13 protein-coding genes, 1 tRNA gene, 1 pseudogene and 1 CRISPR repeat array are annotated in these 14,325 nt (G+C 67.0%); of the genes and pseudogenes, 10 read left to right on the top strand and 5 right to left on the bottom strand.

All coding sequences use genetic code 11. The annotated features are described in order from the left end of the window. Nucleotide 1 precedes the first annotated feature (1 nt). A complete protein-coding gene (locus tag C4S70_RS12055; protein WP_104008351.1) occupies nucleotides 2-1,591 on the bottom strand; it encodes a capsule biosynthesis protein in 1,590 nt (529 codons plus the stop codon). Further along, a complete protein-coding gene (locus tag C4S70_RS12050) occupies nucleotides 1,569-2,228 on the bottom strand; it encodes an ABC transporter ATP-binding protein (protein ID WP_104008414.1) in 660 nt (219 codons plus the stop codon). Before C4S70_RS12050 ends, C4S70_RS12055 begins: the two co-directional genes overlap by 23 nt. 317 nt (nucleotides 2,229-2,545) lie before the next feature. Here C4S70_RS12050 and C4S70_RS12045 point away from each other — a divergent pair, with 317 nt between their 5' ends. Then, entirely contained in the window at nucleotides 2,546-3,175 is a 630-nt protein-coding gene (locus tag C4S70_RS12045; RefSeq protein WP_104008350.1) for a uracil-DNA glycosylase family protein, read from the top strand. Then, nucleotides 3,150-3,941 carry an SseB family protein gene (locus C4S70_RS12040; protein WP_104008349.1) on the top strand — a complete coding sequence of 264 codons (792 nt, stop codon included), beginning with the start codon at nucleotides 3,150-3,152 and terminating at the stop codon, nucleotides 3,939-3,941. The genes C4S70_RS12045 and C4S70_RS12040 overlap by 26 nt, the downstream gene beginning before the upstream one ends. A 178-nt stretch (nucleotides 3,942-4,119) precedes the next feature. Here the strand turns inward: C4S70_RS12040 and yghU are convergent, their stop codons facing one another. Then, nucleotides 4,120-5,007 carry a glutathione-dependent disulfide-bond oxidoreductase gene (gene yghU / locus C4S70_RS12035; RefSeq protein ID WP_104008348.1) on the bottom strand — a complete coding sequence of 296 codons (888 nt, stop codon included), beginning with the start codon at nucleotides 5,005-5,007 and terminating at the stop codon, nucleotides 4,120-4,122. 303 nt (nucleotides 5,008-5,310) lie between these two features. Here yghU and C4S70_RS12030 point away from each other — a divergent pair, with 303 nt between their 5' ends. Then, nucleotides 5,311-6,081: a prephenate dehydrogenase/arogenate dehydrogenase family protein gene (locus tag C4S70_RS12030; protein ID WP_104008347.1), complete on the top strand. Its 771-nt coding sequence runs from the start codon at nucleotides 5,311-5,313 to the stop codon at nucleotides 6,079-6,081. Here the strand turns inward: C4S70_RS12030 and C4S70_RS12025 are convergent. Next, nucleotides 6,045-6,632 carry a GcrA family cell cycle regulator gene (locus tag C4S70_RS12025; protein WP_104008346.1) on the bottom strand — a complete coding sequence of 196 codons (588 nt, stop codon included), beginning with the start codon at nucleotides 6,630-6,632 and terminating at the stop codon, nucleotides 6,045-6,047. The genes C4S70_RS12030 and C4S70_RS12025 overlap by 37 nt on opposite strands. 383 nt (nucleotides 6,633-7,015) lie before the next feature. On the opposite strand from C4S70_RS12025, the gene C4S70_RS12020 reads away from it, so the two are divergent. The 4 genes from C4S70_RS12020 (at nucleotide 7,016) to C4S70_RS12005 (ending at nucleotide 10,370) form a co-directional block, all read left to right on the top strand. After that, complete coding sequence (locus tag C4S70_RS12020; protein ID WP_104008345.1) at nucleotides 7,016-8,191, top strand: aspartate aminotransferase family protein; 1,176 nt, start codon at nucleotides 7,016-7,018, stop codon at nucleotides 8,189-8,191. A 76-nt stretch (nucleotides 8,192-8,267) separates the two neighbouring features. Continuing rightward, the gene (argF, locus tag C4S70_RS12015; protein WP_104008344.1) at nucleotides 8,268-9,194 is read left to right on the top strand and encodes an ornithine carbamoyltransferase; all 927 of its coding nucleotides are present in this window, start codon (nucleotides 8,268-8,270) and stop codon (nucleotides 9,192-9,194) included. Between the two features lie 7 nt (nucleotides 9,195-9,201). Then, the gene (locus C4S70_RS12010; RefSeq protein WP_104008343.1) at nucleotides 9,202-10,230 is read left to right on the top strand and encodes a 2-dehydropantoate 2-reductase; all 1,029 of its coding nucleotides are present in this window, start codon (nucleotides 9,202-9,204) and stop codon (nucleotides 10,228-10,230) included. 55 nt (nucleotides 10,231-10,285) lie between these two features. Continuing rightward, a tRNA-Leu gene (locus tag C4S70_RS12005) sits at nucleotides 10,286-10,370 on the top strand. 475 nt (nucleotides 10,371-10,845) lie between these two features. Here C4S70_RS12005 and C4S70_RS12000 read toward each other — a convergent pair. Then, nucleotides 10,846-11,022, bottom strand: coding sequence for a helix-turn-helix domain-containing protein (locus C4S70_RS12000; RefSeq protein ID WP_104008342.1), 177 nt, complete (start codon nucleotides 11,020-11,022; stop codon nucleotides 10,846-10,848). 137 nt (nucleotides 11,023-11,159) lie between these two features. Here C4S70_RS12000 and C4S70_RS19535 point away from each other — a divergent pair. The 3 genes and pseudogenes from C4S70_RS19535 to csm6 all read left to right on the top strand — a co-directional run. Beyond that, nucleotides 11,160-11,315, top strand: a pseudogene (locus C4S70_RS19535) (DUF7146 domain-containing protein); the annotation flags it as partial. A gap of 29 nt (nucleotides 11,316-11,344) precedes the next feature. Continuing rightward, a CRISPR array of direct repeats spans nucleotides 11,345-12,022; the repeat unit is 37 nt; unit sequence GTCTCAATCCCCTTGGAAGCGGGGCATGTCTTTCGAC. A gap of 344 nt (nucleotides 12,023-12,366) precedes the next feature. After that, the gene (gene cas6, locus C4S70_RS11995) at nucleotides 12,367-13,278 is read left to right on the top strand and encodes a CRISPR system precrRNA processing endoribonuclease RAMP protein Cas6 (RefSeq protein WP_160114877.1); all 912 of its coding nucleotides are present in this window, start codon (nucleotides 12,367-12,369) and stop codon (nucleotides 13,276-13,278) included. Continuing rightward, nucleotides 13,271-14,320, top strand: a complete 1,050-nt coding sequence (gene csm6 / locus C4S70_RS11990; RefSeq protein WP_160114876.1) for a CRISPR-associated ring nuclease Csm6 — start codon at nucleotides 13,271-13,273, stop codon at nucleotides 14,318-14,320. The genes cas6 and csm6 overlap by 8 nt, the downstream gene beginning before the upstream one ends. Nucleotides 14,321-14,325: the final 5 nt, after the last annotated feature.

Below are 14,325 nucleotides of genomic sequence, written 5' to 3'. Positions count from 1 at the left end.
CTCAAGACGAGATCTGTTCCCTCAGGATCGAGGCGGTCAGCGACACCATCAGGTAGATACCGGAAAAGATCAGGAATGCCAAAAGGGTATCTTCGAACACCCGCGGATAGCTGGGCGACTGACTGGCCACCGGGTTGACCGAGGTGGTCAGATAGCGCACCTGGCGGTTGGCCTCGGCCCGGGTCTGTTCCAGCTGTTGCAGGGCGGATTGCAGCATCATGTCGCGCGTGGCCAGATCCGCCTGGGCCATCTGGATGCGCACGCTGAGTTCGGCCAACGAGTTTTCGCCCTTGGAGGCGTTGATCATCTTGGCGTTGAGCTGTCGCAGCAACGCTTCCAGCCGCCGGATGTCGCCCTTGACGCCCTCGACCTTGGCCTTGTTGGGGCGCGCGTTGTCCTGCAACGCGGCCAGCTGCAACTGCTTGTCCTGCAACTGCACCTCGATATTGTTGATCTGGCTGCGCAACGAGGCGATCACGCCCTCGGGGTCCAGAATCGCGCCTTTCTGCTGCAGCTCGACCAGCGCCTGCTGCGCCTTGCGCCGCTCGGCCTCGGCCTTCTCGAAGGCTTCCAGCGCGTCCTTCATCTGGTCGTCGCGCTTCTTCTCGGACAGGACGTTGACCCGCTCCTCGGCATAGGAGATCAGCTTGCGCGAGAACTCGGCAGCGACCTCGGGGTCGGCGGCGGTGACTTCCATGCGGATCACGCCTTCGGTCGGGTCATAGCCGATCTTCACGTTCTTCTTGTAGATCTTGTAAGCGTCCTCGATGGTGGCGTCCGGCGCCAGACGCTGAATCGGGTCGATCCAAGGCTGCTGGAAATGCGCCATGAACCCGACATCGCGATCAAGCCGCAGCATCGCATCCTTGGATTGCAGATAAGACTGCACGGCGATCGAATCCTGGTTGGTGGCGAACTGGGTGCCGCTCAGCAGGCTGCCCAGCCCGCCGCCGCCGGCATTGTCGGCCTTCAGGATCAGGAATTCCGATTTGCTGGAATACATGGGCGTCGCGACATTGGCGAAATACCAGCCCACGATCAGGGTCGGCAGCAGCACGAAAAAGGCCAGCCGCGTGAACAGCAGCGCCATCTTGCGGCGGCGGCGGCGGGCGATGTCCTTCTGGATCTCGCCGATCTCGCGCATCCGCGCCTGCAGCGGGTTCATCTCGGTCGAAGGCAGGTTGACCCCCTCCGCCGGCACGGTCTGCGGCAGCTGAACCTTGTCGGACGGCGCCTCGTCCTTGTCCCGGTCCTTGCCGGGAACCACCAGTTCCAGCATGTTCGTCCGCTGGAACGGGTCGATCCCGGCCTTGCGCAGCAGCCGCACAGCGTCGAAATCCGAGGTCGCGGGCAGGTTGTGCTTCTGCGCCAGCCGCCGTGCCATGCGCAGCTGCCGGCCGGTCAGACCCTCGCGGCGGATCGCGTTGATCTCGGCATCCACGGCGCCCTCCCGGGCCGAGGCCACATCGCCGGCCATGCCGCCTGCGACGGCCTGCTGTTGCGTTTCCTCCGCCCCGACGCGCTGCGCGGCGCCGGTCGTGCCTGTGGTGCGGCGGATGCGGAATTTCCTAGCCTTGGGCTTCGTAGTCATAGAGCTGCTTCGCTTCTTCCAAGGTGTCGAACATGAACAACTGGCCGTGCTTCAGAACGGCCGCGGATCTGGCGTATTTCTCGAGCGTCTTGGGGTCGTGCGACACGATCACGATGGTCGTGGTGCGCAGGCGTTCCTTCAATATCGCTCCGGCCTTGCGGTTGAACTCCACATCCGTGGTGGAGGGCATGCCTTCGTCGATCAGATAGATGTCGAAGTCCAGCGCCAGCATCAGCGCAAAGCTGAACCTGGACTTCATGCCCGATGAATAGGTGCCCAGTGGCTGGTCGAAATATTCGCCCAGGTTGCACAGCCAGCGGCAATAGGCCTCCACATAGTCGGGGTCGAGACCATAGAGGCGCGCGATGTATCGGGCGTTTTCGCGGGCCGACAGGCGCGTGATCACGCCCCCCATGAAGCCCAGCGGAAACGACACGTTGCACATGCGGCGGATTTCGCCCTCGTCCGGTTTCTCCAGCCCCGCCATCATGTTGATGAGCGTGGTCTTGCCGGTGCCGTTGGGCGCGAGGATGCCCAGCGAATTGCCCAGCTCGACCCGGAACGATACGCGGTCCAGGATCACCTTGCGCTGGGTGCCCGTCCAGAAGGATTTGCTTACATTCACAAATTCCAGCATCGTTCGTTTCGGTTCCGCCTGCCCGCCATTGCGGCGGAAAATGGTGCCTCGGCGATTGTCGCCCGTCGTTTTCCTTGCCCCGGCGCGCCTGGCCATTGTGGCCTTGCTCTTTTCGGGGATGGTATCCAGTTACACGTTGATTTGGGCTACATTATGTCGGAATTCGAAACAAAATACCAACGTCAATGCAATGTGTTTCAACGGTCTTGCCGCAGAAATGACGGTTCGGGTGTCGAAGTGAAACCCCGTGCGTTTCGAACACCGGCGATCGGACGCGGATCTGCCCGGCCGCCTGCGGCGGCGGCACCGGAGGGCGCATGAGCGATGCAACGGATCTGATCGCGCGCATTCGCGGCTGCCGGCTGTGCGCGGACCGCTTTGCCGCGACGGCCACGGCCCATGCGCCGCGCCCGGTGGTGTGGTTTTCGCCACGGGCGCGCGTTCTGATCGCGGGGCAGGCGCCGGGGGCGCGGGTGCACGAATCCGGCCGCCCCTTTACCGACCCGTCGGGCGACCGGCTGCGCGGCTGGCTGGGGCTGGATCCGGACACCTTCTACGACCGCGACCGGGTTGCCATCGTGCCGATGGCCTTCTGCTTTCCGGGCTATGACGCGCGCGGGTCGGACCTGCCGCCACCGCCGGTCTGCGCGCGCACCTGGCACGCGCAGGTGATGCGGGCGCTGCCGGAGCTGCGGCTGACGATCCTTGTGGGCGGGCATTCGCATCGCTGGCATCTGGGCACGCGGGCGTCGGTCACCGAAACCGTGCGCGGCTGGCGGGACCATGCGCCGCGCGTCTTTCCCTTGCCTCATCCGTCCTGGCGCAATACGGCATGGCTGAAACGCAACCCCTGGTTCGAGGCGGAGCTGCTGCCGGTCCTGCGCCAGCGGGTCCGCGAGGTTCTGCAAGGCGAGGCACGCAATGACCGAAACGACGCCCCTGGATGAGGCCCACGCCGCGATGGCGGCCGCCCCCGAGGACACCGCCGCGCGGCTGCGGTTCTTTGAACGCCTCGCCGATGCCGAGCTGTTCCTGTTGCTGACCGAAGAGGCGCAGGGCGAAACCATCAGCCCCGAGCTGTTCACGCTCGAGGAGGGCCGGTTCGTTGTGGCCTTCGACCGCGAAGAGCGTCTGGCAACCTTCGCCGGCCGGGTCGCGCCCTATGCGGCGATCTCGGGCCGGGTGCTGGCGGGGATGCTGGGCGGGCAGGGGGTTGGGCTGGCGCTGAACCCCGATGTGGCACCCTCGTCGATCCTGATCCCGGCCGAGGCGCTGGCCTGGCTGACCGACACGCTGGGCCGCGCCCCGGACGAGGTCGAAGCCGGGATTGCCGAGCTGACGGCGCCAGAGGGCCTGCCCGAGGCACTGGTGTCCGCGCTGCGGGCGCGGCTGGCCCAGGCGGGGGGGCTGGCACGCGCGGCGTGGCTGGTCGGCGTGACCTATCGCGACGGGGGGAGGGGGCACATGCTGGCGATTCTCGACGCGATCGACGGGGCGCAGGCGCCGCTGGCCAAGGCGGTGAGCGAGGCGCTGACCTTTTCCGGGGTCGATGCAGGGGCTCTGGACGTGACCTTTGTCGCCGCGTCCGACCCGGTGGCCGAGCGTCTGGCCCGGGTCGGGCTGCGGTTCGACATTCCCCGGCCCAAGGTGCCCGAGGCACGCGTGATCGCGGCCCCCGGCAGCGATCCCGACAAGCCGCCGATCCTGCGTTGAGGCCGGGTTCCCCGGGGTTTCGTCACGAAACGGTTGCCGGGGCCGCGTGCGCCGCGCCGGCAACGCAGGGCAGCCGGTCGCCCGGGTGGGCGCGTGCCCGGGCCGTGCGGCGCCGACTGCACGCGACGCCTTCGCGGCCGGATTTTTCGGCCCTGACAGGGGGCGGCTTTCGCCGCCGTCACTCCTGTGACGGGGCGAGCTTGTCCTGCGTTTTCGTGTCGAAATCGCTGGCGTCGTGGCGTTCGTGCAATTGCAGCTCGGGCTTGCCGAAGGTGCGGTTCACCATCCGCCCGCGCAGCACCGCCGGCCGCGCGTCCAACTCCTTGGCCCAGCGCACCACGTTTTCGTAGGACTCCACGTCCAGGAACCGGGCCGCGTCATAGAGCCGGCCCAGCACCAGCTGCCCATACCACGGCCAGATCGCGATGTCGGCGATGGTGTATTCGTCGCCGACCATGTAGCGGTTTTCGGCCAGGTGCCGGTCGAGCACGTCGAGCTGGCGCTTTACCTCCATCGCGTAGCGGTCGATCGGATATTTCCACTTCTTCGGCGCATAGGCGTAGAAATGCCCGAAACCGCCGCCCAGGAAGGGCGCGCTGCCCATCTGCCAGAACAGCCAGGACAGCATCTCGGGCCGCTTTTCGGGGTCCGTGGGCAGGAAGGCGTCGAATTTCTCCGCCAGGTGCAGCAGGATGGCGCCGGATTCGAACACGCGCACCGGTTTCTCGCCGCTGCGGTCCAGCAGCGCGGGGATCTTGGAATTGGGGTTGATCGCCACGAAGCCGCTGGAAAACTGGTCGCCCTCGCCGATATTGATGAGCCAGGCGTCATATTCGGCGCCCTCGTGGCCCGCGGCCAGCAGCTCCTCGAACATCACCGTGACCTTGACCCCGTTGGGCGTGCCCAGCGAATAGAGCTGGAACGGATGCCTGCCCACCGGCAATTCCTTGTCATGGGTGGGGCCGGCGATGGGGCGGTTGATCTTGGCAAAGCGCCCGCCGCTCTCGGCGTCCCAGGTCCAGACCTCGGGCGGGGTGTATTCGTCGATATCGGTCGCGTCGGTCATGTGTGTCCCCCTTGGCTAAGGCGCGGCGGCCATCGCCGCGGCCGGTCGATTTCAGCTAACGCGGCATTTTGGCAGATCCAACCCCGCCGGCCGCCGCTGACGCAGGGTCATCGGCTTGACAGGGGCCGGCAGACATGAAACGAGTGGCCCCATGTTTCGCAAGACGACCATCTTCGCCGTCTATTATCCCCTGCCCCGATAGGGCGGGAGGGACTGTTTCGTTCAACCGCCGCGGCGTCGGAGAGGTTGCAACGAGCAGGACCAGCGAACCCCGAGGCGCCGCCCGATCAAGGGAAAGCCTCGATGAGCACACCACGCACACCCACCATCGGCCTGTTCGGCCTCGGCGCCTTCGGCCGGCTGATTCTGCGCCATCTCGGCCCGCATTTTCCGCTGACCGTCCACGACCCGGTCCACCACGACAGCGCCCCGCCGGAACGGGCGGCGGCCTGCGACATCGTGATCCTCGCCGTGCCGGTGGCCGCGATGGCCGAAACCTGCGCCGCCATCGCCCCGCATCTGCGTCCCGGCACGTTGGTGGTGGACGTGGGTTCGGTCAAGATCGAGCCGGCCCGGGTGATGCAGCAGACCCTGCCGGCCCATGTGCAGATCGTCGGCACCCATCCCCTGTTCGGCCCGCAAAGCGCGCGCGACGGGATCACGGGGCGCAATATCGCGGTCTGCCCGGTGCGGGGGCGCGCGCATCTGCGCATCGCCGCCTTCCTGCGCCGCGTGCTGGGGCTGCGGGTGATCCTGACCACGCCCGACGCCCATGACCGCGAGGCCGCCGTGGTGCAGGGGCTCACCCATCTGATCGCGCGGGTGCTGGTCGAAATGGAACCCTTGCCCGGCCGCATGACCACGGCGAGCTACGCCCGGCTCATGGAGGCCATCGACATGGTGCGCGGCGACCCGCCCGGCGTGCTGGCGGCGATCGAAACCGCCAACCCGCATGCGCGGCCCGTGCGCGACCGTTTCTTCGCCACCGCGGCGGCGGTGGCGCGACGTTTCGAATCCGGCGACGCCGGGGGCGAGGATCAGCGCCGCCGGTCGCGGCGCGCGCTCATCGGCTGAAAGGCCACGCCCACATGCGCCTCGCAATAGGGCTTGCCCGGCTGCGCGGGCAGGCCGCAGAACCAGAAATCCTCGGTCGCGGGGTCGCCCACGGGCCATTTGCAGGTGCGCTCGGTCAGTTCCATCAGCGTCAGCTTGCGCGCCTTCTTCTCGACCTCATGCACCTTGGCCAGCGCCTCGGGGCTGATCTCGTTGGCCGAGGGCTGCGGCGGCAGCGGCTGGCCGGCGGGCACGATCGGCTTGCGCGCGGGCGTCGCGGGCCTCGATTCGGCCGCCGCGGGGCGGGCCGGTTCGGTGCGCGGCTCGGGCTTGGGCGCGGGCTTGGTCTCGGCGGGGGCTGCCTTGGCCTTGGGTTCGGGCTTGGCCTTGGCCTCGGGCTTGGCCGCCGCCTGTGACGTCCCGCCCGATCGGTTCGACAGGCCCAGCCGGTGCACCTTGCCGATCACCGCATTGCGGGTGACACCGCCAAGCTCCTTGGCAATCTGGCTGGCCGACTGGCCTTCGCTCCACATTTTCTTGAGCAGTTCGACACGCTCGTCAGTCCAGGACATGGGCACCCTTTCAAAGCTCAAGAGCGGCTCCGCCACGGCAGGCCGCTCCGTCAATTTCGCGATCACCTCTTATTCTAGTCACGCCGCGCCGAGTTACAAGGGACCGCGGGTCTCCCGGCCTTCGGGAATGCCGGGCCGGGGCGCGCGCCGTTGTCGCGGCGGGGGCGGCGAACTTTTCCCTTTTCCTGACGGGCAAGCCGCGCTATGACGTCCGCCATGATCGAACGGCACCACATCATCGCGAACCGACGCCGACGCCGCGCCGCCTGAGCGCGCATCGATCACCCGCGCCTGAATTCCGGCGCCCAATCCACCCTTTTCATTGACGAAACCGGCCCTGGTGATGCACTCACTGGGTCCATGCTGCAAAGAGGATGCACAGAATGATCCCGTCCGTCATGCCGACCTACAACCGCGCGCCGCTCTCCTTCGTTTCGGGCGAAGGCTCCTGGCTGGTGGAGGCGGACGGCCGACGTTTCCTCGACCTCGGCGCGGGGATCGCGGTGAACGCGCTGGGCCATGCGCATCCCGACCTGGTGGCCGCGCTGACCGAACAGGCGCAAAAGCTCTGGCATGTCTCGAACCTCTACCGGATCCCGCAACAGCAGGCGTTGGCCGACCGGCTCGTGGAACATACCTTCGCCGACACGGTGTTCTTCACCAATTCCGGCACCGAGGCCTGCGAACTGGCGGTCAAGATGGCGCGCAAGTACTGGCACGATCACGGCCGGCCCGAGCGCACCGACATCATCGCCTTCGAAGGCGCGTTTCACGGCCGCTCCTCGGCCGGGATCGCGGCGGCGGGGGGCGAGAAGCTCACCCGCGGCTTCGCCCCGCTGCTGCCGGGATTCGTCCACCTGCCCTGGGGCGACACGGAGGCGCTGCGGGCGGCGATCACCGAAACCACCGGCGCGGTGATCGTTGAGCCCGTCCAGGGCGAAGGCGGCATCCGCCCGCTGCCCGATGCGGCCTTGCGCGAGATCCGCGCGATCTGCGACGAGCACGGCCTTCTGCTGATCCTCGACGAGGTGCAATGCGGCATGGGCCGCACGGGGCGGCTCTTTGCCCATGAATGGGCGGGGATCGCGCCCGACATCATGATGGTGGCCAAGGGCATCGGCGGCGGCTTCCCGCTGGGCGCGGTGCTGGCCACCGAAGAGGCCGCGCGCGGCATGACCGCGGGCACCCACGGCTCCACCTATGGCGGCAACCCGCTGGGCTGCGCGGTGGGCTGTGCGGTGTTCGACCGGGTCGCGGATCCGGCCTTCCTCGCCGAAGTGGGCCGCAAGGGGGGCCTTCTGCGCCAGAAGCTCGAAGCCCTGGTGGCCGCGCACCCGGACATCCTTGATGAGGTGCGCGGCGCGGGCCTCATGCTGGGGCTGAAATGCAAGGCCGCCAATACCGACCTCGTCGCCGCGGGCTACGACGAGCAGATCCTCACCGTGCCGGCGGCCGACAACGTGGTGCGCCTGCTGCCGCCCCTGACCATTTCGGACGAGGAAATCTCCGAGGCCGTCGCCCGCCTCGACCGCGCCGCTTCGCGGCTCGAACCCTCCTGATCTTCCTCTTGCTGAAAATATCCCGGGGGTCCGGGGGCAGCGCCCCCGGCCTTCGCCCAAGGAAAAGCGATACGACATGAACCACTTTCTCGACATCCACAAGACCGAACCGGCCGACCTGCGGGTCATCCTCGACAAGGCCGAAACGATGAAACAGGCGCGCAAGGGCCGCAAGCGGGGCGCCCCCGACGACGAACAGCCTCTGGCCGGCCACATGGTCGCGCTTATCTTCGAAAAGCCCTCCACGCGGACCCGCGTCTCCTTCGACGTGGGCGTGCGCCAGATGGGCGGTCAGACCATGGTGCTTTCGGGCAGTGACATGCAACTCGGCCACGGCGAAACCATCGCCGACACCGCCCGCGTGCTCAGCCGCTATGTGGACCTCATCATGATCCGCACCTTCGACGAAAGCGTGCTGCTGGAGATGGCGGAATATGCCGACGTGCCGGTGATCAACGGGCTCACCGACCGCACCCATCCCTGTCAGATCATGGCCGACGTGATGACCTACGAGGAACACCGCGGCCCGATTGCCGGGAAAAAGGTGGTCTGGTGCGGCGACGGCAACAATGTCTGCGCCTCCTTCCTGCACGCGGCGGGGCAGTTCGGCTTCGACCTCACCTTCACCGGCCCGGCCCAGTTCGACCCCGAGGACGAATTCATCGGCTTCGCCCGGCAGAAGGGCAGCAAGGTGGTGGTCGAACGCGACCCGGCAAAGGCGGTCGAGGGCGCCGATCTCGTGGTCACCGACACCTGGGTCAGCATGCACGACGCCCAGTCCACGCGGGAACGCCGCCACAACCTGCTGCGGCCCTACCAGGTGAACGAGGAACTGATGTCCCACGCCAAGCCCGACGCGCTGTTCATGCACTGCCTGCCCGCCCATCGCGAGGAAGAGGCCACCAGCGCGGTGATGGACGGGCCGCATTCGGTGATCTTCGACGAGGCCGAGAACCGCCTGCACGCGCAAAAGGCGATCATGCGCTGGTGCCTCGGGGTCTGACGGCGCCATGCCCGGCTCGTCCCATATCGTGGTCGCCGGCGCGGGCAGCATCGGCTGTTTCGTCGGCGGCCTGATGGCGGCGGGCGGGCATCGCGTCACGCTTCTTGGGCGGGCGCGGATCCTCGACGACATTCGGGCGCAGGGTCTGCATCTGACGGATTTCGCGGGGCTCGATGTCCGCCTGCCCGCCGACCGGCTGGCCCTGACCGAGGATCCCGCCGGCCTGACCGGGGCCGACGTGGTGCTGGTCACGGTCAAGACCCCCGCCACCCCCGACATGGCCCGGCTGATCGCCGATCACGCGCCGCCGGTCGCGGTGGTGGTGAGCCTCCAGAACGGGGTGGAAAATGCCGACCTCCTGCGCGCGGCGCTTCCCGGGCGCGACGTGCGCGCGGGCATGGTGCCCTTCAACGTGGTGCCGGCGGGTCCGGGCCGCTGGCACCGGGCAAGCTCGGGCGACATCGTGATCGGCGCGGGGCAGGGGGGGCTGGCCGGGCTTCTCTCCGTCAACGGGCTGCCCGTCTCCGAAAGCCCCGAGATCGCCGCGATCCAGTGGGGCAAGCTGCTGATGAACCTCAACAACGCGCTCAACGCGCTGTCGGGCCTGCCGTTGCGCGCCCAGCTGATGGACCGCGACTGGCGGCGGCTGATGGCCGACCAGATGGCCGAGGCGCTGGCGGTGCTGGCTGCCGCAGGCATCCCCGCGAAGCCCGCCACGCCGATTCCGCTGTGGCTCACGCCGCGCCTGCTGTGCCTGCCCACCTTCCTGTTTGCGCGCATCGCCGCCCGTGCGCTGACCATCGACGCCGAGGCGCGCAGTTCGATGGCCCACGATCTGATGCAGCGCCGGCCGACCGAGATCGACAGCCTTCAAGGCCGGATCATCGCGCTGGGCGCGCGTCACGGCGTGCCGACGCCGATCTGCCGGGCGGTCGCGGGACTGGTGCGCCGCGCCGAGTCGGGCGGGCCGGCGTGCCTGGGTGTCGGAGAGATCCGCGCCGCGATCAGCGGAGACGAGGGCGGCAAAGCCGATTGAGCTTGCCCGTTGCAGCGGTTAGAGATGCCGCACCCGGCACCGACCCGGGGCGCGTGCGGGCGTGATGGAATGGTAGACATATCGGACTTAAAATCCGAAGGGCCTGGCCCGTGTGGGTTCGAGTCCCACCGCCCGCACCATTATTCTCTGGTAACTACATGAAAATTCTCGGGAACAAAAAGGGCCGAGGCGATCCGGCCCCCATTCTGGCCCCCATGTGGTGCGCGCTACGCCTGCATCGCGTCGGACTCGATCGACGCCTCGACCTCGGTCTCCCCCACCAGAGACGAGCCATCCAATCTTGTAGAAATTGAGCAGGCCCATCCGATTCAGCCGATATGCCTTGTATCGGCTGATCGAGTAGAGGCGCTTACGTCAAACATGATGGGCTATCGGCCGCCGGATAGCGCGAGAATCGGGTTGCGGCGGGGTGATTTCGCATGCTGCTGCAGCGTAATGAGCGCCCAGCAGAATCGCCCGTTCATGCGTCGCGGTCGATTTGGCCGATCGCTACCCGCGCCATGTCGAGCCATGCTCGACGCTGCTCTGGCTTCAGTGTCCGAAACGCCGCCAGGATAAGATCCTCGTCAGACGGGTCGGGCGCGCGGAAGTCGATCAATTCCCGAGCATCGACGCCGAGGGCTCCGCGATCTTGGCCTGGTGTCGCGCGGAAAGGTTGCGTACACCGCTTTCAAGTTGTGAGAGATATGGCCGGGATAGGCCGGTCCGTTTTGCCAGTTCAGTTTGCGATACGCCTTTGGCGATGCGAACTTCCTTTGTCTTGATCTTCATCCCGTTCCCCGTATCGCCAATTTCCAAGGCCCGTGAACCGGCCCTTATTTTGACCGGACACCCAAGTCCAAGCAAGGAGGGCCAGGACACAGGCCTGAAGCTATGCTCATGACCGGCCCGAGCGCAAGCCCGCGCGCGGCACGCTGGTGCAAACCTACCTGCGCAACCGCTACCTTGATCTGCCCGATGGCGCGACGATCCGCTTTTACGAAGCGGCACCGCACCCCACCGGCACGCGCCTGCCCGCGATGGTAGCGCGGATTGACGGCGGCGAGGGCTTCGCGGTGCATTGCACCTACCTTGGCGTGCGGAACATCAGCGCCTCTCAATCCCCTTGGAAGCGGGGCATGTCTTTCGACGTTCTTCCTAGACGAGTTTTCGCAGGCCGACGTGGAGTCTCAATCCCCTTGGAAGCGGGGCATGTCTTTCGACGGGCCTTGGAAAGTGCAGCTGCCGCGTTCGCGGCGTCTCAATCCCCTTGGAAGCGGGGCATGTCTTTCGACGAAATACGGTGAGACGTTGATCCACGAGGACTACCGGTCTCAATCCCCTTGGAAGCGGGGCATGTCTTTCGACGGAAATTCCCGCTTCGCAGGCTCTTGACGCAGCCGTCTCAATCCCCTTGGAAGCGGGGCATGTCTTTCGACCGCATTGAGATTGCGCGCTCAAAAAATTCAAATCAGTCTCAATCCCCTTGGAAGCGGGGCATGTCTTTCGACGGATACGAAATGGCCATAGAGGCCATGGAGCGGTCTCAATCCCCTTGGAAGCGGGGCATGTCTTTCGACCACGACTGCACCGGCCGCACAAACTCCACAAGCTGTCTCAATCCCCTTGGAAGCGGGGCATGTCTTTCGACCGAGGCCGACTTCGACGTCACGCACCTCGGCACGTCTCAATCCCCTTGGAAGCGGGGCATGTCTTTCGACCGACCACGCGCAGAATCATTCAGTTGCTTAGGGCGTCTCAATCCCCTTGGAAGCGGGGCATGTCTTTCGACTGACCCCCCCTGGCAAGTGACTGTTGCCAAAGAGGTTTTCGGACGAATTGCGAAAACGTCCGCGACTCGCCGGACTTGTGACGGAAAAGCACCTCCATCGCCGGAAAAAATCCTTTGTTTTCAAAGAGCCGATCACGCCGAACTGCGAAAGATTTTCCGCCCTTGTTCCGGAGCCTTCCGCCCGGACGCGATCGCCCGGCCGCCCGGGCTGCCCAGAGGCTAGTCCGCCAGGACCGGTCTGACAAGCCCATCCTCACCCCCATACTCATCGGGCCGGCGACGACAAGCTTGTCTCGACACGATACGCTCTTGCGCCCATATCGTGTTTTCGTATGGTGTGGCACATGCTTGACGTGCAGACCGGATGGATCAGATTCTCGCTTGAACCGCAGGCGCCGTTCCGGGCCCCGGCCTTCGACGGATCGATGTTGCGGGGCGGGTTCGGACATGCGCTGCGGCGGCTTGTCTGCGTGATGCGGCAGCGGGATTGCGCCGGGTGCCCGCTGGAATCGGGCTGCATGTATGTGCGTCTGTTCGAGACCCGGTCGGACTGGGCGGCCGAGGGCCGCTATCGGCGCGCGCCGCACCCGTTCGTCCTGCGGGGAAATCTGCGCGACCGGCGCGGAGAGCCCGTCGAGCGGATCGATTTCCGGATGACTCTGTTCGGGGCGGCGCTGGCCGATGCGCCCTTTGTCGCGCGCGCGGTCGAAGAGGCCGCGGCGCGCGGTTTCGGCCCCGACCGCACGCGGTTCGCCCTGCGCGAGATCGCGGTTGCCGGTCAGGCGGCCCGGACGCCGGAGCAGGGCTATCCGCTTCCCGCGCCCGCCGAGGATCCCCCGCCGCTGCCCGAGCGGGTGCGCATGGTTTTCGTGACACCGGTTCGTCTGACCCGGCAGGGGCGGCCGGTGGATGCCGGAACGCTGGACGGGCCGACGCTGGGCCGCGCGATCCTGCGGCGGGTCGGGCTGATGGCGACGTTCCACGGCCAAGGCGCCGATGCGCTGGATTTCGCGGCACTGTCGGCCGAGGCGGACGCCGTGCGCATCGTGGACCGCAACCTGCGCTGGCGCAAGCTGGTGCGCCGTTCGGCACGCCAGAAGGCCCGACAGGCGATCGGCGGCATAGTGGGCGAGGTCTCGGTGGATTTCGCGGATGCGCCGGGCATCGGTGAGTTGGCGCGCTGGCTTCCTGCAATGCATCTGGGCAAGGGAACGAGCATGGGTCTTGGGCAGGTGGAGATCGTGCCCGATGCCTGAGCCGGTCCCCGATACTGTCCTTCTGGTCTCGGTCGGTCTGTCGCCGCAGGTGGTGACCGAAACCCTGCACGCGCTGCGCGAAGCGGGCAAGGCGCTGCCTTCGCGGCTGATCCTGCTGACGACGCGGCGCGGAGCCGAGGCGGTGCGCGACCATCTGACGGATCCGGTCTCCGGCCAGATCGCAGCCTGGGGGCGCGCCTGGGACGTGGCCGGCGCCGACGCGCTGGCCGGTCGGGCGGAAATCGTGGAGATCGACAGCGACAGCGGCGACATGGACGCGGCGCGGTCCCTGGCGCTGTTCGCCGCGGGCGCGGCGCGGCTGGTGCGGGATCTCACCTCGCAGCCCGATGTCGCCCTGCATGTTTCGATTGCCGGAGGGCGCAAGCCGGCCGCCGCGATACTGGGCATCCTCATGGCGTTGCACGGCCGCGCGCAGGATCGTCTGTCGCATGTCCTTGTCGAGCCCGAAGGCGTCGTCGGGTCAGATTTCTTCTTTCCTTCCCCGCAGCCGAGAAAGCTGTTCGGCCGCGACGGGCGGGCGATAGATGCCTCGGCGGTGCGCATCCGCCTGCTGGAACTGCCGTTTCCGAGACTGGGCCCGAATCTTCGCGACGGTTTCGACGCGCCGACCGCATTCGAAGAGGCGATCCGTGGCGCCGACAGCGCGCCGAGGCTTGTCATCGACCGCTCGTCGTCGAGTCTGACCTGGGATGGCGAAGGCCATGTCTGGCCCCCGATGCCGCTGGCGTTCCTGTCGATGGTCGCCGAGGCGCGGATTGCCGGACAGGGGGGCATATCGCGGACGGAAACACCGCGGGAGGCCTTTCTGCGTCATTACCGCGAAATGCCGCGCGCGAGAGACCTCGCCCTGACCGATCCGCTGGAGGGCGAATGGGTTGAGGAGAAGGTCTCGCGGGTGAACGCCCTGGCCCGGGATTGCGCCATTCGACCGGGCGGCGGCAAGCTGGTGGACCGCTTCGGCCCCCGGTCGCATGCCGTCTATCGCATCGCGCTGGCGCCAGGAGAGATCAGGATTCACTGAGGAGG

This window comes from Jhaorihella thermophila, from assembly GCF_900108275.1.
Lineage (GTDB): Bacteria > Pseudomonadota > Alphaproteobacteria > Rhodobacterales > Rhodobacteraceae > Jhaorihella > Jhaorihella thermophila.
The sequence above is the reverse complement of the archived record's forward strand: the minus strand, read 5'-3'. Positions and strand labels throughout refer to the sequence as shown.